Source organism: Achromobacter sp. 413638 (assembly GCF_043119405.1).
In the GTDB taxonomy this organism is placed as follows: Bacteria; Pseudomonadota; Gammaproteobacteria; order Burkholderiales; family Burkholderiaceae_B; genus Achromobacter.
In genome coordinates this window covers 23,609-42,045 of the sequence record NZ_JBICCO010000059.1, presented here as the reverse complement: position 1 = coordinate 42,045, position 18,437 = coordinate 23,609, and the positions used below count along the sequence as shown (strand labels likewise).

Sequence of the window (18,437 nt, the reverse complement as noted above, 5' to 3'; positions counted from 1 at the left end):
CGCGCCGGCGCGGCCCGCGCGGGACTCAGCCGACCCGCACCTCGGGCGCGCCCGCGCCCATCTCGCCAACCACGGCCGCCTGGTCGAAGCCCTGGCTGCGGAACAGGTCCAGCACCGCCTGGGCCGCTTCCGGCGCGCAAGCCACCAGCAGACCGCCCGAGGTCTGCGGATCGGTCAACAGCGCGCGTTCCACATCCGTCACATCATCCGCCAGCTTCACGGAAGCGCCATAGGACGCCCAGTTGCGGCCCGACGCGCCGGTGATCACGCCATCGGCCGCGTAGGCCTGCACGCCCGGCAGCCAGGGCAGCGCAGCGCGCCGCAGATGAGCGGTCAGGCCCGCGCCGCGCGCCATTTCCAGCGCGTGGCCGAGCAGGCCGAACCCGGTCACGTCGGTGATGGCGTGCACACCCTCCATCGCCGCCAACGCGGCGCCGGGCCGGTTGAGCCGCGTGGTTGTGTCGATCATGACGCGGTAGCCGGCCTCGTCCAGCCGGTTTTTCTTCAGCGCGGCGGACAGGATGCCCACGCCCAGCGCCTTGCCCAGGATCAGCACGTCGCCGGCGCGCGCATCGGCATTGCGCTTGACGCGGCCGGGATGCACCAGCCCCATTGCCGCCAGACCATAGATGGGCTCGACCGAATCGATGCTGTGGCCGCCGGCCACCGGAATGCCCGCCTCGGCGCAGACCGATTCGCCGCCGCGCAGGATGTCGGCGATGACGCTGTGCGGCAGCACGTTGATCGGCATGCCGACGATGGCCAGCGCCATGATGGGCGTGCCGCCCATGGCATAGACGTCCGAGAGCGCGTTGGTCGCGGCGATGCGGCCGAAGTCGTAGGGATCGTCGACGATGGGCATGAAGAAATCGGTCGTGGCGATCAGCGCCTGCTCGTCGTTGAGCTTGTAGACCGCGGCATCGTCCGCGGTCTCGGTGCCCACCATCAGGCTCGGGTAGCTGGCCGCCGGACCGAAACGGGCCAGCAGCTCGGACAGCACGCCCGGCGCGATCTTGCAGCCACAGCCGCCGCCATGCGACAGCGAGGTCAGGCGCGGCACGGCCGGGGCCGCTGCATTCTGGTTCATAGGGTTCTCCATATGTAGACCGAAAAAGGATAGCACCGCGCCCATGATGGGCCTATCATGGCCAGGCAGCAGGCAGCAAGGGACGGCCGCCCGCCAGGGCGCACCGACAGCCACACTTCACCGTGCGTGAGGGCTATATGGACCGCCGCGACTTTCTCCGTATCACCGGCGCCTCGGGCGCCCTGTGCGCCGCCGGCGCGACGCTCGCCGGCTCCGCGCTGGCGCAGGAGCGCACCGCCACCGTCTCCGCCGACTGGCGCGCCTTCGAGCTGACCGCCGACATCAGCATCGAAGATCCCGGGGCCCAGGCCCGCCTCTGGATTCCCGTGCCCGACAGCGCCGACACCGACTACCAGCGCGGCGCGCAGACCATCTGGCGCATCGAGGGCGGCGGCACCGCCAGCCTGGCGCAGGCCCCCGGCTATGGCGTGCGCATGCTGGCCGCGCAATGGCCTGAAAACCCGGACATACGCAGGATCACGGTCATCAGCCGCTTCCAGACGCGCAACCGCCGCGTCGACCTGGACCAGCCCGCGCCCGCCAACTTCCGGCCCGAAAGCGCGGCGACGCTGCGTGAATACCTCAAGCCCACCGATCTGCTGCCCACCGACGGCATCGTCAAGGCCACCGCCGACCGCATCACGCGCGGCCACAGCGGCGATCTGGCGCGGGCGCGCGCGATCTACGAATGGGTGGTCGAGAACACCTGCCGCACGGCCTCCACCCGAGGCTGCGGCGTGGGCGACGTGCGCTACATGCTCACGGCCAATGACCTGAACGGCAAGTGCGCCGACATCAATGCGCTGTTCGTGGCGCTGGCGCGCGCCGCAGGCATCCCCGCGCGCGACGCCTACGGGCTGCGCGTGGCCGATTCGCAACTGGGCTACAGAAGCCTGGGCAAGGCCGGCGACGTCACCCGCGCCCAGCACTGCCGCGCCGAGTTCTACGCCGCCAGCCACGGCTGGGTGCCGGTCGACCCGGCCGACGTGCGCAAGGTGATGCTGGAAGAGCCGCCGGGCGAATTGCCGATCAACAATCCGCAGGTGCGCGCGGCGCGCGTGATGCTGTTCGGCGCCTGGGAGATGAACTGGGTGGCCTTCAACCACGGCCACGACGTGGCCTTGCCCGGCTCCGGCCTCGGCCCGGTTCCTTTCCTGATGTATCCCAATGGCGAGACAGCCGCCGGGCGCATGGACAGCCTGGACCCCGACAGCTTCCGCTACCGCCTGACGGCGCGCCAGCTCCCGGCCTGACGGCCACGGACCGTCCGCCTTGTTCAGCCGCCGCCACTTCCTGCAATCGGGCCTCGCGCTGGCCGCGCTGCCGCTGGCGGCGCGCGCCGCCTCGGACGACGCGCTCAAGTCCGCCACCGGCCCGGACTGGGCGGCCTGGACCTCGCCCACGCCGCCGCTGATCCTGCCCGACCTGTCCGGCCGCGAACACAAGCTTTCGGCCTGGCGCGGCAGTGTCGTGATGCTGAGCTTCTGGGCCACCTGGTGCGATCCCTGCCGCGACGAAATCCCGCTGATGTCGGCGATGGCGCGGCGGCACCGCGAGGAAGGTCTGCGGCTGGTCGCGGTGAACGTGGGCGAGTCGCTGGCGAAGGTCAGCACCTTTCTCGCCAAATGGCCGGTCGCCGGCACGGTGCTGCACGACCGCAACAGCGCGGCGGCCAAGGCATGGAATGCGGTGGGTCTGCCGGCCAACTACCTGATCGACCGAGGCGGTGCGGCGCGCCAATGGCATCTGGGCGAACTGGACTGGAAGGCCGACCGCGTCAGCGGCGTCGTCACGCGCATGCTGCGGGCCTGAAGCGCCGCGCGCGGCATCGGGCGCAAGAGGGATGGCGGAAGGCAGCAGGAGTCGAACCTACCTGGGAACGTCTGACGCCCCCAACCGGGTTTGAAGCCCGGCCGTGCCGCCGGGCACGGATGCCTTCCGCGAAGGCCCGCCTATGATACCGGCTCTGCCGCCGCTTGCCCAAGCGCGTAGGCGCTTTCGCCGCGTAGCACATGGTTGTCGCGCACGCGCCGCGTGTAGCCGACGCGATCGAAGAACTCCAGGATCTGGATCGCGCGCTTGCGTCCCAGGCCGGTCGCGTCGCGGAACGCCGCGGCGTTGAGCCCGGCGGGCGCGGCCGCCAGTCCGCGCGCCAGCGTCGCCAGCTCGCGCACGCGGTCACGGTGATAGAACAGATCCTTCACCACCTGCGCCACCTCGCCACGCCGCAGCAGTTTGCGCAATAGCAGCCGCACGCGCTCTTCCGGCTCGCCGCGCAGGCGCGCCAGGTCGCGCACCCAGGGCGGATCGTAGCGGCCCTCGGCCAGCAACGGCAGCAGCGCGCCGGCCAGCGCGGTTTCATCATCGGACAGCGTCGCGGCATGGCCCGGCAAGTGCAGCCAGGGCCCGTTGCGCGCGATCCGTCCTTGCGCTTGCAGATCGTCCAGCAGCACCTGCCACAAGGCGTCCGGCATGGCCGGCAGCGCCATGCGGCGCAGCCGCGCGCCGTCCGGGCCGGGCTCGTCGGGCGCGGCCTGATGGAAGGCCGCCAGCGCCTGCTCGGCCTTGGCGCGCAGCGCGTCCCACTGCGCGGCCAGGATCAGCGTGCGGGGCGCCTGCGGCGTGCGGCCGGCCAGCCATCGCGCCCCGGCAGGCGCCGCCAGCGCGCGCGCGTCGCGGCCGGTCAGGCGCTGCAAGGCGGCTTCGTCCAGGCCCAGCGTCGCCTGTTCCAGTAGCGGCGCGAGATCCGCGCCGTCCAGCATCGCCGCCAGCGCGCGCAGCCATTGCAGCCGCGCCGGCGCGCGCCGCTTGCGGTCCGGCGCATTCGGATCGAGCACGCGGCCGCCGCCCACCGTGCGCGTGGCCTGCGCGTTGCGCACGATGTAGCGGTCGCCGGGCATGGCGCAGACCGGCGCGTCGAACACCAGCTGCGCCCAGCCGGACTGGCCCGGCGCCAGCGTTTCCGCCGACAGCGGCACGGCATGCGCCAGATGGCGGGCCGCGCCGATATGCACATGCAGCGGCGTCCAGGCTCGCACCGTGCCGGCCGCGCCGGCGGCATCGGCCTCACCACCCGGCAGCAGCGTCAGTTCCACATCCACATGGCGCGAGGGCAGGAAGCAACGCGCGTCCGCCACCCAGTCGCCGCGCGCGATCGCATTCTTGTCGATGCCGGCCAGGTTGAGCGCGCAGCGTTGTCCGGCCGCGCCGGTTTCGCTGGGCCGGTTCTGCGCGTGGATGCCGCGCACCCGCAGCCGTTCGCCGGCCGGCATCAACCGCAGGTCGGCGCTTTCGTCGCCCGCTCGCGCCAGGCCGGCGTGCGCCGTGCCGGTCACCACCGTGCCGTGGCCCGCCAGCGTGAAAACGCGGTCCACGGCCAGCCGGAACAGGCCGTCGTCGCGGCGCTGGCCCAGCGCCTGGGCCGCCTCGTGCAGATGACGCCGCAGCCGTTCCGTGCCGGCGTCGCCAGCCTGCGCGGCGCACAGTTCGAACACCGGCGCGCCGTCCAGGAAGGTGCCCGCCGTCAATGCGGCGATGCCGTCGCGCGCCGCCGCCAGCTGCGCCGCGTCGGCGCGGTCGGCCTTGGTCAGCGCCACCGCGCCGCGCGCCACGCCCAGCAAGGACAGGATGGCCAGGTGCTCGCGCGTCTGCGGCATGACGCCGTCGTCGGCCGCCACGACCAAAAGGCCGAAGTCGATGCCGCTGGCGCCGGCGGCCATGGTGTGCACCAGCTTCTCGTGGCCGGGCACGTCGATGAAGCCCAGCACGTCGCCATTGTCCAGCGGCGTGTAGGCATAGCCCAGCTCGATGGAAATGCCGCGCGCCTTTTCTTCCTTGAGGCGGTCGGTGTCCACGCCCGTCAGGGCGCGCACCAGCGTGGTCTTGCCGTGGTCGATATGGCCCGCGGTGCCGACGATCACAGGATGGGCTCCGCCAGCTGCGCGGCGAAGGCGACCTCGTCGCGCGCTTCCAGGCAGCGCAGGTCCAGCCACAGCGCATCGTCGGCGATGCGGCCGATCACCGGCACCGGCAGGCCGCGCAGCGCGGCTTCCAGCCTGTCCAGGTGCCGCCCCGGCCGGCCCGGGCCGCGATGGCGCGCCGCCAGCCCGTAGCTGGGCAGCTGGTCCACCGGCAAAGCGCCGCTGCCGATCTGGCTGTACATGGGCACGGCCTCGACCTCGAAAGCGGAACCGGCCGCGTGCGCCAGCGCGCCGCGCAGCCGTTCGGCCAGCGCCTGGATCTCGCGCTGCGGCCGCGTCAGCAGGCGCAGCGTGGTCAGGCGGTCGGCCAGGAACTCCGGCGCGCGGTACAGGGCCAGCACCGGCTCCAGCGCGGCCAGCGTCAGCTTGCCCACGCGCAGCGCGCGCTTGAGCGGGTTCTTCTTGATCTTGCGGATCAGGTCGGCGCGGCCCACCAGCAGGCCGGCCTGCGGGCCGCCCAGCAGCTTGTCGCCGCTGAAGGTGACCAGGTCGGCGCCGGCGGCGATGGTCTCGCGCACCGTATCTTCTTTCGGCAGGCCGAACTGGGCCAGGTCCACCAGCGTGCCGCTGCCCAGGTCCACCGTGGCCGGCAGGCCGCGCGCATGCGCCAGGGCGGCCACCTCGGCCACGCTCACGCTCTTGGTGAAGCCGGTGACGGCGTAGTTGCTGCAATGCACCTTCATCAGCATCGCGGTGCGCGGGCCGATGGCGTTCTCGTAGTCGGCGGCGTGGGTGCGGTTGGTCGTGCCCACCTCGATCAGCTTGGCGCCGGCGCGCTTCATGATGTCGGGGATGCGGAAGGCGCCGCCGATCTCGACCAGCTCGCCGCGCGACACCACCACTTCGCGCCGGTCCGCCAGCGCATTGAGCATCAGCAGCACGGCGGCGGCATTGTTGTTGACCACGGTGGCCGCCTCGGCCCCGGTCAGCTCGCGCAGCAGGCCCTCGACCAGATCGTCGCGGTCGCCGCGCCCGCCCGTGTCCAGGTCGAACTCCAGGTTGGCCGGCGAGGTCAACGCGCGCAGCACCGAGGCCACGGCCTCGTCGGGCAGCAGCGCGCGGCCCAGGTTGGTGTGCAGCACGGTGCCGGTCAGGTTGTGCACGGCGCGCAGGCGCGGCGCCGTGGCGCGGGCCAGCGCGGCGTCCACGCGGCCCGCCACGGCCGCCGCGTCCAGCTCGGGGCGCGTCAGGCCGCCCTGCAGCGCGCGCTGGCGCAGCGCGTCCAGATCCTGGCGCAGCGCCGCCACCACCTGGGTGCGGCCGTGGGCGTCCAGCGCCGGCCGCAGCGCGTCGGCGTTCAACAGCCGGTCGAGCGAAGGAATATCGGAAACGGCGGCGGCCTGGGCGGCGCCAGCGGACGACGGGACGGCGCTCATTCTTCCTCCGTGCCGTTCCACAGCAAGGGATTGCCGCTGGCGCGGGCGTAGCCGGCCTCGCCGACCAGCACGTCCAGCATCAGGCTGGCCAGGTCGTCGGCCACCGGCTCGACGTGCAGATCCTTGTCCTGGTAGAAGATCTTGCGATAACTGTGGCAGTGGTCGCAGGTCTCCGCCTTGATGGCCTCGGAGCGGCCTTCGATGGCCTGATAGGCCACCGATTCCACGTCCTCGCAGTGCGAGCACTTCACGCGCACCATGTGCCACTGGGTCGAGCACAGGCTGCAGCACAGGTAGCGGTAGCCCTCGAACTGGCCGCCCACGCGCACGATGCTGGCCACCGGCAGGCTGGCGCAGACCGGACAGACGCCGAAGGGGCTGGTCACCGGCAGCTGCTTCTCATCGAAACGGCTGGCCAGGCTGGTCCAGTAGACCTGCAGGGCCGCCATGACGAAGGGCGCGGCGGCGCCGTCGACGCCGTGGTCCTGCTCGGCCAGCACGGCTTCGGCCAGGTCCTCCAGCGCCTCGGGGTCCTCGTCCACGGCGCGGCGCAGCGCGGCGCAGACCTCGGCGGCCTCGGCGGGCGTGCCGGGCGTCCTGGCGACCTCGTCGACCAGCCGCGCCAGGATGGCCCGCCACAGCGGGTCGCGCGGCCAGCCCACCGCCTGCAGCGGCGGCATGCCATGGGCCTGGGCCAGCGATATGCGGTCCTCGTCGGCGCCGGGCGGCTGGCAGTCCTGCAGGGCGCGGTGCTGGGCGTCGACCAGGTCGGCCATCAGCCGCAGGTAGTCGCCCACCGGGCTTTCGGCCGCCAGATGACGCAGGCGCGCGGCGCGCGTGGCGAACACGCTGGCGCGCTCGGGCAGCTGGATGCGGGGAATGCGGTTGTGGTCTAGCGCTTCGATCTCGCCGCGCGGAAGAATTCGCTGCAATTGCGTCTCCAAGAAAACGAACACGGCTGCCCGCCCCGGGTGGGGGACGGGCAGCCGTGCGACCGGTCCGGTCGGGGAAGGCGACGGGCTACTTGCCCGCGGGCTTCCTGAGCTGCTCGCGGAACCAGGCGCGATGGTGCTTCCACGCCCAGCCTGCCGTCACATGGCCCCGCAGCATCGCCGTCAAGGAACCCTTGACCCAGATCGCCGCGTAAATATGCACAATGATCGCGCAAATCAGCACCAGCGCACAAACGGCATGCAGCACCGAGGCGGCGCGGATGGCCCAGATCGGGAAGTAGAACGCGAAGTATTCGCGCCAGATCACGATGCCGCTGACGAACAGGCCCAACATGCACAGGATCAGCACGTAGAACAGCAGCTTCTGGCCGGCGTTGTACTTGCCGACCTCGGGCAGCTTTTCCTCGCGGTTGTCGATCACGTCGTCCAGCTGGCTCAGCCACTGGCGGTCGGCCTTCGTCATGATGTTGTTGCGCCACATGTGGCCGGCGAAGACCACGAAGCAGAAGAACATCACCAGCCCGATGAACGGATGCAGGATGCGGGTCCAGGGACCGCCGCCGAACAGGTTCGAGAGCCAGAAGAAGGCTGGATGGAACAGCGCCAGGCCGGACAGCGCCAGCAGGATGAAGGTCAGCGCGATAGCCCAGTGGTTGGTGCGTTCACCGGGCGAGTAGCGCTTGATCAGGCGGTTGCCGCGGTGGTCGCGGGATTGGCTGTCACTCATGGCGAGCCTCCTCTTCGGCCTTGCGTTCGTCTTCCTCGTGCACCTCGTTGCGGCCGACGCGGGCGTAGTGGAAGAAGCCCGCCAGCGCGGTCAGCGCCATGGCCGCCACGCCCAAAGGCTTGGCGATGCCCTTCCACAACGACACCATCGGGCTGATGTGCGGATCCTTCGGCAGCCCGTGGTACAGCCCCGGCTGGTCGGCGTGGTGCAGCACGTACATGACGTGGGTGCCGCCCACGCCCTGCGGGTCGTACAGCCCGGCCTGCTCGAAGCCGCGCGACTTCAGGTCCTCGATGCGCTCGGCCGCGTGCTGCTTCATGTCCTCCTTGGTGCCGAACACGATGGCGCCGGTGGGACAGGACTTCACGCAGGCCGGCTCCTGGCCGACCGCGACGCGGTCGGAGCACAGGGTGCACTTGTAGGCCTTGTTGTCCTTCTTCGAGATGCGCGGCACGTTGAACGGACAGCCGGTGATGCAGTAGCCGCAACCGATGCAGTTCTCTTCGTGGAAATCCACGATGCCGTTGTTGTACTGGATGATCGCGCCCGGCGAAGGACAGGCCTTCAGGCAGCCGGGATCCTCGCAGTGCATGCAGCCGTCCTTGCGGATCAGCCATTCCAGGTCGCCCTGCGTGTTCTCGTATTCGGAGAAGCGCATGACGGTCCAGGAATGCTCGGTCAGGTCGGCCGGGTTGTCATAGACGCCCACGTTGGTGCCGACCTCGTCGCGCAGGTCGTTCCATTCCATGCACGCGGCCTGGCAGGCCTTGCAGCCGATGCACTTGGAAACGTCGATCAGCTTGGCGACCGAGCCGACGGACGGCTCGCGGACGCCGGGCGGCGGGGTAGTGGTGGCGGAGCGCCGCTTGATGTCCAGGGATTGCATAGCCATGTCGGTCTCCTGTTATGCCTTCTCGACGTTGACCAGGAACGACTTGAACTCCGGCGTCTGGGAGTTCCCGTCGCCCACGAACGGCGTCAGGGTGTTGGTCAGGAAGCCCGGCTTGGCGATGCCCACGAAGCCCCAGTGGATCGGGATGCCCACGTGGTGCACGGTCTTGCCTTCGATCGTCAGCGCGCGCAGCCGCTTGGTCACCAGCGCCACGGCCTTGATGTAGCCGCGGTTCGAGGACACCTTCACGCGCTGGCCGTTGGCGATGCCCAATTCCTTGGCCATCGCCTCGCCGATCTCGACGAACTGCTCGGGCTGCAGGATCGCGTTGATGCGGACGTTCTTGGTCCAGTAGTGGAAGTGCTCGGTCAGGCGGTAGGTGGTGGCCACGAACGGGAACTTGTCCACCGTGCCCATCGCCGCCAGGTCGTCCTTGAACACGCGCGCGGCCGGGTTGCTGGTCACGCCCTTGGCCTTGGGATGCAGCGGGTTGTAGCCCAGCGGCGTCTCGAACGGCTCGTAGTGCTCGGGGAACGGACCCTCGGCCATGCCCGCGCGGGCGAAGAAGCGCGCCACGCCCTCGGGGTTCATGATGAACGGCCCCATGCCGCCTTCCGGATTCTCGTCGGCCTTGAAGTCCGGGATGTCGGCGCCGCCCCAGCTCTTGCCGTTCCACGAAATCAGGCTGCGGCGCGGATCGAAGGGCTTGCCCGACACGTCGCAGGACGCGCGGTTATAGAGAATGCGGCGGTTGGCCGGCCACGCCCAGGCCCAGTTCAGGGTCTGGCCGATGCCGGTGGGATCGCTGTTGTCGCGACGCGCCATCAGGTTGCCCGCCGGGCTCCAGGCGCCGGCGAAGATCCAGCAGCCGCTGGCGGTGGAACCGTCGTCGCGCAGCTCGGCGAAGGCGGCCAGCTGCTCGCCGGCCTTGCGCGTGATCTTGGTCGGATCCTTGGGATCGGCCAGGTCGGCCAGCGCCTTGCCCGAGTATTCCTTGGCCAGTTCCTCGGCGGTCGGACTCTGCGGGTTGGAATACGGCCACGACAGGTTGACGATGGGATCGGGGTACTTGCCGCCCTCGTCCTGGTACATCTTGCGCAGGCGCGTGAAGATCAGCGACATGATCTCGATGTCGCTCTTGGCCTCGCCCGGGGGTTCGGCGCCCTTCCAGTGCCATTGCAGCCAGCGCCCGGAGTTCACCAGCGCGCCGTCTTCCTCGGCGAAACAGGTGGTCGGCAGGCGGAAGACCTCGGTCTGGATCTTGCTCGGATCCACGTCATTGGCCTCGCCCGCGTTGCGCCAGAACTCGGAGGTCTCCGTGACCAGCGGGTCCATGATGACCAGGTACTTGAGCTTGGAGAAGCCCGCGGTCAGCTTGGCCTTGTTGGGCGCGGCGGCCAGCGGGTTGAAGCCCTGCGCCAGGTAGCCGTTCATCTTGCCCTGGTTCATCAGCTCGTAGACCTGCAGCATGTCGTAGAGCTTGTCGAGCTTGGGCAGGTAGTCGAAGGCCCAGTTGTTCTCGGCCGTGGCGGCCTTGCCCCACCAGGCCTTCATCAGGCTGACGTGGAACTTGGCGTAGTTCTGCCAATAGCTGAGCTGGTTCGGACGCAGCGGCTTGGAGGCGCGCGCGGCGATGTACTTGCCGTAGTCCTGCTCGGGCTCGTTGGGCAGCGTCATGTAGCCGGGCAGCAGGTTCGACATCAGGCCCAGATCGGTCAGGCCCTGGATGTTCGAGTGCCCGCGCAGCGCGTTCATGCCGCCGCCGGCGATGCCGATATTGCCCAGCAGCAGCTGCACCATCGCGCCGGTGCGGATGATCTGCGAGCCGATGGAGTGCTGCGTCCAGCCCAGCGCGTACAGGATGGTGGCGGCGCGATCCTTGGTCGCCGTCGAGGCCAGCATGTCGCAGACCTTCAGGAACTTGTCCTTGGGCGTGCCGCAGACGCGCTCGACCATTTCCTCGGTGTAGCGCGAGTAGTGCTTCTTCAGCAGCTGGTAGACGCAGCGCGGGTGTTCCAGCGTGGGATCGGTCTTGACGTAGCCGTCGTCGCCGCGCTCGTAGTCCCAGCTCGACTTGTCATAGCTGCGTTTCTCGGCGTTGTAGCCCGAGTACAGGCCCGCGTCGAACGCGAAGTCCTCGCGCACGATGAAGGAAAAGTCGGTGTAGTTGCGCACATACTCGTGCTGGATCTTGTCGTGATCCAACAGGTACTTGATGACGCCACCCAGGAAGATGATGTCGGTGCCGGTGCGTATGGGCGCGTAAAAGTCCGCCACGGACGCCGAGCGCGTGAAGCGCGGGTCCACGACGATGAGTTTCGCCTTGTTGTGGGCTTTGGCTTCCGTGACCCATTTGAACCCGCAAGGGTGGGCCTCGGCGGCATTTCCGCCCATGATCAGTACTACGTCCGCGTTCTTGATGTCGACCCAATGGTTCGTCATCGCTCCACGGCCAAACGTCGGGGCAAGACCTGCCACCGTCGGGCCATGTCAGACACGGGCTTGGTTATCGAATGCCAACATCCCCATGCTGCGCACGGTCTTGTGCGTGATGTAGCCCACCTCGTTGCTGCTTGCCGAGGCGGCCAGCATGCCGGTGGTCAGCCACCGGTTGACCGTCTTGCCGTCTTCCGTCTTCTCGACGAAGTTGGCGTCGCGGTCGGCCTTCATGAGCTTGGTGATGCGCGTCAGGGCGTCGTCCCACGACATCCGCACCCACTTGTCCGTACCGGGCGCCCGGTATTCCGGGTACTTCAGGCGGTTGGGACTATGGATGAAGTCGATCAGGGCCGCGCCCTTGGGACAGAGCGTGCCGCGGTTGACCGGGTGATCGGGATCGCCCTCGATGTGGACGATGCTGGCGCGCGCATTCTTGGCGCCATCGCCCAGGCCGTACATCAGCAGGCCACAGGCGACCGAACAGTAGGGACAGGTATTGCGCGTTTCGGTCATGCGCGCAAGCTTGTACTGACGGACTTCCGCCATGGCCGTGCCGGGGGCAGCCCCCAGCAATGCCAGACTGGAGCCTGCCAGCGTCGCACCTGTCACCTTGAAGAACTGGCGGCGGTTCATGTTGACCATGAAACACTCCTCTCCGGGTGAGTGACGGAAGCCAAGGGCCGGCCCGACGGGAAAGCCCTACGAATTCCAAGGATATTTAACGCGAAGTATATGCCCATAACCCGTCCCCGCGCCACGGGCCGGGCGGACCAGCCGCAAACCGGGAATTTGACGGCCTGATCCCGGTTTTTCACGGATTTTGGATGATCGCGAGACTGTTACCAATGCCGGCGCCCCCTGCCAATCCATTGGTGCGCCGCCGCAATCGCCGATATCGCGCCGGTCTTGCAACCATCGCGCGAATATATTCGACGCGAAATTTCTCCACTCGTACCATCCGATCCATCCACGTTGCCACGGCTTGCCGCTGTGACTCGCCACGCAAAGGCGACGGGTTCAAGGATCCTGGAGACGAGATGCAAGAATCTATCCATGATGTGGCCGTGATCGGCCTGGGCGCAATGGGCGCCGCGACGCTTTTTCAGCTCGCGGAACGCGGCCAGCGCGTCATCGGCATCGAACGGTTCCAGCCGGGGCACGATCGCGGCTCGTCGCACGGGGAGTCGCGGGCGATCCGCCTGGGCTACTCGGAAAGTCCGCAATACGTGCCATTGCTGCGGCGCGCCTACGCGTATTGGCGCGAGCTCGAGCAGTTGACGGGTGAAACGCTGCTGCTGACTTCCGGGATCCTGGAGATGGGCATGCCAGGCAGCCGATTGGTGGCGGGCACGCTCAAGGCGAGCGAGCAATATGGACTGGACCACGAGGTGCTAAGCCCGCGCGAAGTTCAGCGCCGCTATCCCGCCATTGAATTGCCGCAAGACTATTCCTCGGTCTGGCAGCCGGATGCCGGGATCCTGCGGTCCGATGCCATCAACGCCCTGCATATCCGCCATGCGATCGCCCAGGGAGCGCAAGTCGTGACGAACGCGCGCGTGCTGGCCATCGAGCCCCGGGCCGGCGTCGTGCGACTGGTCCTGGACGACGGGCGCGCCATCGAAGCCGGATCGGTGGTCGTCTGCGCGGGGCCGTGGACGAGCGATCTGGTGCCATCCCTGAAGTCCACGCTCACGCTCACGCGGGCGGTCTCCTGCTGGTACCGGCCCAAGCGGCCCGAGCTGTTCAAGTCCGGCGCGCTGCCCGTCTTCATGATTGATGACGGGCGCGATTTCTTCTACGGCTTCCCGGACTTTGGCGATGTCGGCCTGAAGTGTGGCTCGCACTATGGAACCGGGCAGATCCAGCATGCCGATCTGGCGCGACAAGACGCATCGGCGCCAGATGAAAACCACACGCGCGACTATCTTGAACGCTACATGCCCGAAGGCGCCGGCCCGCTGCTTGGCATGAAGACGTGCCTGTACACCATGACCCCGGATACGGATTTCATCATCGACACGTCACCGGAGGACGATCGCATCGTGGTCGTCTCTCCGTGCTCGGGGCATGGCTTCAAGTTCGCCGGCGTCGTCGGCGAGATCGCTGCCGACCTGGCGATCAGCGGTGACACGGAGCAGGACATCTCGCGATTCCGCATCGACCGATTTCCGGCCTGAGGGCTGCGCGCCGCACAGCCCCCTCTGGCTCGACGCTATATGGAGCGTCCCAGACCGCCATCGACCCGCAGGTTCTGTCCGGTGATGTAACCCCCGCCCTCGGAAGCCAGAAACGCCACGGTCGCGGCGATTTCAGCGGTGCTTCCATAGCGTTTCATGGGAACGCCATCGCGGCGCTCGATGACCGTCGGCAGGCTGTCGATCCAACCGCATTGAATGTTGTTCATGCGCACGTTGTCGGCGGCATAGGTATCCGCGAAGACCTTTGCGTAGGCGGCAAGTCCTGCCCGGAACACCGCGGACGTCGGGAATCCCGCAACCGGCTCGAAGGCCGCGACCGATGAAAAATTGATGATCGAACCCGATTTCTGCGCCTGCATGATCGGGGCCACGATGCGAACCGGACGAATGACATTCATCAGATAGATATCCAGGCCCAGGTGCCACTGCTCGTCAGTGATTTCCAGAACCGGCCCGCGCGGCCCGTGGCCGCCGCTGTTGACCAGCACGTCGATGCGCCCCCACTGCCGCATGACCGCATCGACCAGGCGCTGCAAATCGTCATTCGATTGATTGGAGCCGGTCACGCCGATACCGCCCAGTTCATTCGCCAGCGCTTCGCCTTTTCCGGAGGACGAGAGAATCGCCACCTTGAAACCTTCCGTCGCCAGGCGCTTGGCGGCTGCCGCGCCCAAGCCGCTTCCGCCGGCGGAAATGAGCGCCACTTTTTCCATTGACATGTGAAAGTCCTTTTTCATTGACTATGTGGACAAGACTCAGAGCCGCCCATCCCCGGGCATGGCAAGCCGCTTGCACGGGACCTTCGGCCCGCCTTCGATTTCAATCCAGCGGTCTTCCCCGAAGGTCCCGCAGGCCGAATGCCGCCAGGCCGCTTATGACGCAAAGCGCCACGACATACCAATTGAACAGGTCGGGCATTCCTTTACTGGCGAGCCAGGAGCCGAGATACGGCGCGGTGCCGCCAAACACGGCAATGGAAACGTTGTAGGGCACCCCCCAGCCGATCGCGCGCACGCTGGTTGGAAACTGCTCGGCGAAGCTGGCGGCGACCGCGCCGCTGCCCAGTCCGATCAGGCTCATCGCGACCACCATGATCCATGGCAGCGATTCAGGATTGCCCAGCGCATAGTGAATCATGGGTATGAACAATGCCGCGAACAGCAACCACGAACTCCCGAGCACGAGCCGACGACCCACACGATCCGCAAGCGCGCCACTGATCGGCATAGACGCGCTATAGGCGATCAATCCGAACGTGCTCGCGAGAAATGATGTCGATGCGGATACGCGACCACTGGCTCGCAACAGGTTGGGAATGTAGGCAGCCCAGATATAGAACGCCATCGTCGTGCCGATCGCAAGGAAAAAAACTCGCAACACGCCCGGCCAATGATTGAGCATGACGGCGCGCAGGCTGCCCCGGTCTTTCTTTGACGTGGTTCGAGCGGCGCGCTTGAAAACTTCCGACTCTCCGATCGAGCGCCGCAGATAGAGGCCGAAGATGCCAAGCAACGCGCCCAGCACGAACACCAGCCTCCAGCCGTAACTTTCCATCTGGTCCTTCGGCAACAGATAGGTCAGGAAGGTTCCCGTCAACGACGCGCATAACGTCCCCAACCCAACGCTGATGTAGAAGAAGCTGCCGCTGAAGCCGCGACGGTGCAAGGGCGCCGATTCGACGATATAGCTGCCGCCTGACGATGTTTCACCGCCCATGGCAAGCCCCTGCATCAGGCGCGCCAACAGGAGCATGGCGGGGGCCAACCAGCCCGCCTGTTGAAAGGACGGGACGATCGCGATCATCAGGCTTCCCGTGGCCATGAGGAAAATCGTCGCGGCCAACGCATTCTTGCGGCCATACCGATCCGCATAGATTCCGAAGATGAAGCTTCCCAGCGGCCGCACGAAAAAGCCGATGGCAAAGACGGCGAATGTTGAAAGCAACGCCCCCAGCGGATCACCCGAGGGAAAGACCAGGCGCGAAAGATAGCTGGCGAAGAGCGCGTAGGCGAACCAGTCGAAGCACTCGACGAAATTGCCAATCGCGCCGGCAATCACCGCGCGGTTCACGGAAGATGGCGGACTAGTATCTCCCTGCTGTTCGCGCACGCCATGCCCAGGCGCGTCGGGGTCGATACTCTTGAGCGAGCTGTCCATTTCTCAGCCTTTCATTCAGATGCCTGTTTCAGGAAAAGACACTCGAATCGGGGCTGACGAGAAGGGCGCGATGGCAGATGTTCTCGTCCGGAAAAACGCTCCGCGAAACCCGTCCTTGAATGTCCCAGACTCGCACGGCATGCTTCGACGCTGCTTCGACGCAAGTTAGCTGTCGCCCGGGAAAGAGTCCAAGACAATCATTCAACCGCTGCTATCGCGCGAATGTATGCGAGGCGCCTGCCGCGCTAGTTGCGCAACTTGCGCACGCGCGGGCATGGCAAGGCCGGCCATGCGCAAGCCGGCAATCTGACGGCCGGATCCCGGCTTTTCGCGGATTTTGGACAAGCGCGGGACTGGTACCATTGCCCGCGAATCCCGCAAGTCCGTTGGAGCGCCGATGCGCCGCGTTGCCCCGCTGATCCTGTCCCTGTCCCTGGCCGCCGTCTGGCCGTCCCTGGCGCCGGCCGCGCCGCCGGCCCCGACCCCGGCCGCGGCCGCCACCGAGGCCGCGCACCAGGCCGCGATGGAAGGCTATCTGTACTTCTACCCGCTGCTGGTCATGGATCTGACGCGACGCCAGGCCGCCCATCCCTCGCAGAACACGCCGCCCAACGCCTACGCCTTCGTGCGCGGCCTGCCCCAGGCCGGCGCCGCCGCCCCCTGGGCCAACCCCGACATGCTGCGCGGCACAGCCTGGCTGGACCTGAGCGCCGGCCCCGTGGTGCTGTCCGTGCCCGACACCGGCGGCCGGCTGTACACGCTGACGCTGGTGGACCTGTGGAACGACGCCTTCGCCGTCCTGGGCAAGCGCAGCACCGGCACCGCCAAGGGCAACACCGTGCTGGTGCCGCCCGGCTGGAGCGGCACCCTGCCGTCCGGCATGCCGCGCATCGACGCGCCCACCACCCATGTCCTGGCCCGGCTGCTGATCCAGGCCGACGGTCCGGCCGAGTACCCGGCGGTGCACGCCCTGCAGGATGGCTTCGTGATCACGCCGCTGTCGCAATGGAATCTGCCGCCGCAGGCGCAACGCGTGCGCGCCGACGGCGCGCTGAACATGAAGGTCTCGCCGCGCGAGCAGGTCGAGTCGCTGCCGACCGACGCCCTGTTCGCCTACGCCGCCGAGCTGCTGCGCCGGAACCCGCCACACGCCGCCGACCAGCCCGTGCTGGCCCGGCTGCGCGGCGAGGGGCTGATCCCCGGCCGCCCCTTCGACTTCGACAAGCTGGACCATCCCGCCAAACAAGGCATGCGCCGGGGCCTGCGGGCCGCGCGCGAGCGCATGCAGGCCGCCGCCGGCGCCACGCTGCGCGAGGCCAATGGCTGGCAGCGGGAAGCGGGCGGCGTCGGTGTGTACGGCAATGCCTACATGCGCCGCGCGCTGGCCGCCCAGGCCCAGCCCGGCGCCAGCCTGCCGGAGGACCTGACCACGCTGCTGCTGGCCGCCGACAGCCGGGGCGAGGCCGTGGACGGCTCGCGCCGCTATCACCTGCGCTTCGCCAACGGCCAGTTGCCGCCGGCCGGCGCCTTCTGGTCGCTGGCGGCCTACGACGCCCAGGGCCTGCTGGCGCCCAACGCGCTGAACCGCCAGGCGCTCGGCAGCCGCGACCCGCTGCGCTACAACGAGGACGGCTCGCTGGACCTGGTCCTCGGCCACGAAGCGCCCGCGCCCGAGCAGCAGTCCAACTGGCTGCCGCTGCCGGCCTCCGGACCCGCGCAATTGCTGCTGCGCGTCTACCAGCCTGGCCCGGCGCTGCTGGACGGACTCTGGACGCCGCCACCGCTGCTGGCGGAAACGCCGCCGGAGGTCACCGCCGAGGCGGCCCCGGCGCCGGCGGCACCCGCGACCGACCCCGCCCCCGAGACCGGGGCAAGCGCGCCAGCGGCCTCCGCCACGACCGCCACATCGTCCGCCCCGGCGACCCCGCCGGCCAAACCGGCGGTCCAGGGCAAGGCCAAGCCGCAAGCACAGTCCCAGCCGGGCCGCTGACCGGCGGCGTCGCCGCCGCGCCGGCGCAGGCATGGCCCGCCCCATCCGCCCGCGAAAAAGACGGCGGCGCGCCCGCGCCAGCCGCTACCATATTCATTTCAGCAATCAGGAGCGCCCGACATGGACGACGCCTTCAGCCACCAATTGTCGATGACCATCCTGATGACGCCAGACATGGCGAACTTCTCAGGTAATGTGCACGGCGGCACCATCCTCAAATACCTGGACCAGGTGGCCTATGCCTGTGCCAGCCGCTACGCAGGCCACTACGTGGTGACCCTGTCGGTCGACCAGGTGGTGTTCCGCGAACCCATCCATGTGGGCGAGCTGGTGACCTTCCTGGCGGCGGTGAACTTCACCGGCCGCACCTCGATGGAGATCGGCATCAAGGTCGTGACCGAGGACATCCGCAAGAAGCTGGTGCGCCACACCAACAGCTGTTACTTCACGATGGTGGCGGTGGACGAGCACGGCGTGCCCGCCGAAGTGCCGCCGTTGAATCCGGGCACGCTGGAGGAAAAGCAGCGCTTCGTGGCCGCGCGGCTGCGGCGCGAGCTGCGCCAGGAAATGGAACGCCGCCACGGCGAGATCAAGCGCGAGACCACGCACGACGCCGGCAACGCCGGCTGAAAACCGGC

The 18,437-nt window shown here is 68.2% G+C and carries 14 protein-coding genes and 1 tRNA gene; 5 read left to right on the top strand and 10 right to left on the bottom strand.

The window, feature by feature from the left end; genetic code table 11:
- Nucleotides 1-25 precede the first annotated feature (25 nt).
- Nucleotides 26-1,087, bottom strand: a complete 1,062-nt coding sequence (gene selD / locus ACEU5R_RS21520; protein WP_392411541.1) for a selenide, water dikinase SelD — start codon at nt 1,085-1,087, stop codon at nt 26-28.
- Between the two features lie 137 nt (nt 1,088-1,224).
- On the opposite strand from selD, the gene ACEU5R_RS21515 reads away from it, so the two are divergent.
- On the top strand, nt 1,225-2,340 hold the full coding sequence (locus tag ACEU5R_RS21515) for a transglutaminase domain-containing protein (RefSeq protein ID WP_392411540.1): 1,116 nt from the start codon (nt 1,225-1,227) through the stop codon (nt 2,338-2,340).
- 19 nt (nt 2,341-2,359) lie between these two features.
- The gene (locus ACEU5R_RS21510) at nt 2,360-2,899 is read left to right on the top strand and encodes a TlpA disulfide reductase family protein (RefSeq protein ID WP_103272127.1); all 540 of its coding nucleotides are present in this window, start codon (nt 2,360-2,362) and stop codon (nt 2,897-2,899) included.
- A 32-nt stretch (nt 2,900-2,931) separates the two neighbouring features.
- Here the strand turns inward: ACEU5R_RS21510 and ACEU5R_RS21505 are convergent.
- From ACEU5R_RS21505 to fdnG, 7 genes are all read right to left on the bottom strand, one after another.
- A tRNA-Sec gene (locus ACEU5R_RS21505) sits at nt 2,932-3,027 on the bottom strand.
- Nucleotides 3,028-3,039: 12 nt separating this feature from the next.
- Nucleotides 3,040-5,007 (bottom strand): selenocysteine-specific translation elongation factor, encoded by a 1,968-nt coding sequence (gene selB / locus ACEU5R_RS21500; protein WP_392411539.1) that lies wholly within the window; start codon nt 5,005-5,007, stop codon nt 3,040-3,042.
- Nucleotides 5,004-6,443: an L-seryl-tRNA(Sec) selenium transferase gene (gene selA, locus ACEU5R_RS21495; RefSeq protein WP_392411538.1), complete on the bottom strand. Its 1,440-nt coding sequence runs from the start codon at nt 6,441-6,443 to the stop codon at nt 5,004-5,006. Before selA ends, selB begins: the two co-directional genes overlap by 4 nt.
- On the bottom strand, nt 6,440-7,375 hold the full coding sequence (gene fdhE / locus ACEU5R_RS21490) for a formate dehydrogenase accessory protein FdhE (protein WP_103272124.1): 936 nt from the start codon (nt 7,373-7,375) through the stop codon (nt 6,440-6,442). The genes selA and fdhE overlap by 4 nt, the downstream gene beginning before the upstream one ends.
- A gap of 88 nt (nt 7,376-7,463) precedes the next feature.
- Nucleotides 7,464-8,123, bottom strand: coding sequence for a formate dehydrogenase subunit gamma (locus ACEU5R_RS21485; protein WP_103272123.1), 660 nt, complete (start codon nt 8,121-8,123; stop codon nt 7,464-7,466).
- Nucleotides 8,116-9,015 carry a formate dehydrogenase subunit beta gene (fdxH, locus tag ACEU5R_RS21480; protein WP_103272122.1) on the bottom strand — a complete coding sequence of 300 codons (900 nt, stop codon included), beginning with the start codon at nt 9,013-9,015 and terminating at the stop codon, nt 8,116-8,118. The genes ACEU5R_RS21485 and fdxH overlap by 8 nt, the downstream gene beginning before the upstream one ends.
- A 12-nt stretch (nt 9,016-9,027) precedes the next feature.
- Nucleotides 9,028-12,096, bottom strand: coding sequence for a formate dehydrogenase-N subunit alpha (gene fdnG, locus ACEU5R_RS21475; protein ID WP_158658322.1), 3,069 nt, complete (start codon nt 12,094-12,096; stop codon nt 9,028-9,030).
- Nucleotides 12,097-12,491: 395 nt separating this feature from the next.
- Between fdnG and solA the strand changes: the two genes are divergently transcribed.
- Nucleotides 12,492-13,631, top strand: coding sequence for an N-methyl-L-tryptophan oxidase (solA, locus tag ACEU5R_RS21470; protein WP_103272119.1), 1,140 nt, complete (start codon nt 12,492-12,494; stop codon nt 13,629-13,631).
- A 35-nt stretch (nt 13,632-13,666) separates the two neighbouring features.
- Here the strand turns inward: solA and ACEU5R_RS21465 are convergent, their stop codons facing one another.
- Complete coding sequence (locus ACEU5R_RS21465) at nt 13,667-14,371, bottom strand: SDR family oxidoreductase (protein ID WP_392411536.1); 705 nt, start codon at nt 14,369-14,371, stop codon at nt 13,667-13,669.
- A 100-nt stretch (nt 14,372-14,471) separates the two neighbouring features.
- Complete coding sequence (locus ACEU5R_RS21460; RefSeq protein WP_392411535.1) at nt 14,472-15,809, bottom strand: MFS transporter; 1,338 nt, start codon at nt 15,807-15,809, stop codon at nt 14,472-14,474.
- A gap of 397 nt (nt 15,810-16,206) precedes the next feature.
- Between ACEU5R_RS21460 and ACEU5R_RS21455 the strand changes: the two genes are divergently transcribed.
- Both ACEU5R_RS21455 and ACEU5R_RS21450 read left to right on the top strand, forming a co-directional pair.
- On the top strand, nt 16,207-17,799 hold the full coding sequence (locus ACEU5R_RS21455) for a DUF1254 domain-containing protein (protein WP_392411534.1): 1,593 nt from the start codon (nt 16,207-16,209) through the stop codon (nt 17,797-17,799).
- Nucleotides 17,800-17,919: 120 nt separating this feature from the next.
- On the top strand, nt 17,920-18,429 hold the full coding sequence (locus tag ACEU5R_RS21450; RefSeq protein WP_103272115.1) for an acyl-CoA thioesterase: 510 nt from the start codon (nt 17,920-17,922) through the stop codon (nt 18,427-18,429).
- Nucleotides 18,430-18,437: the final 8 nt, after the last annotated feature.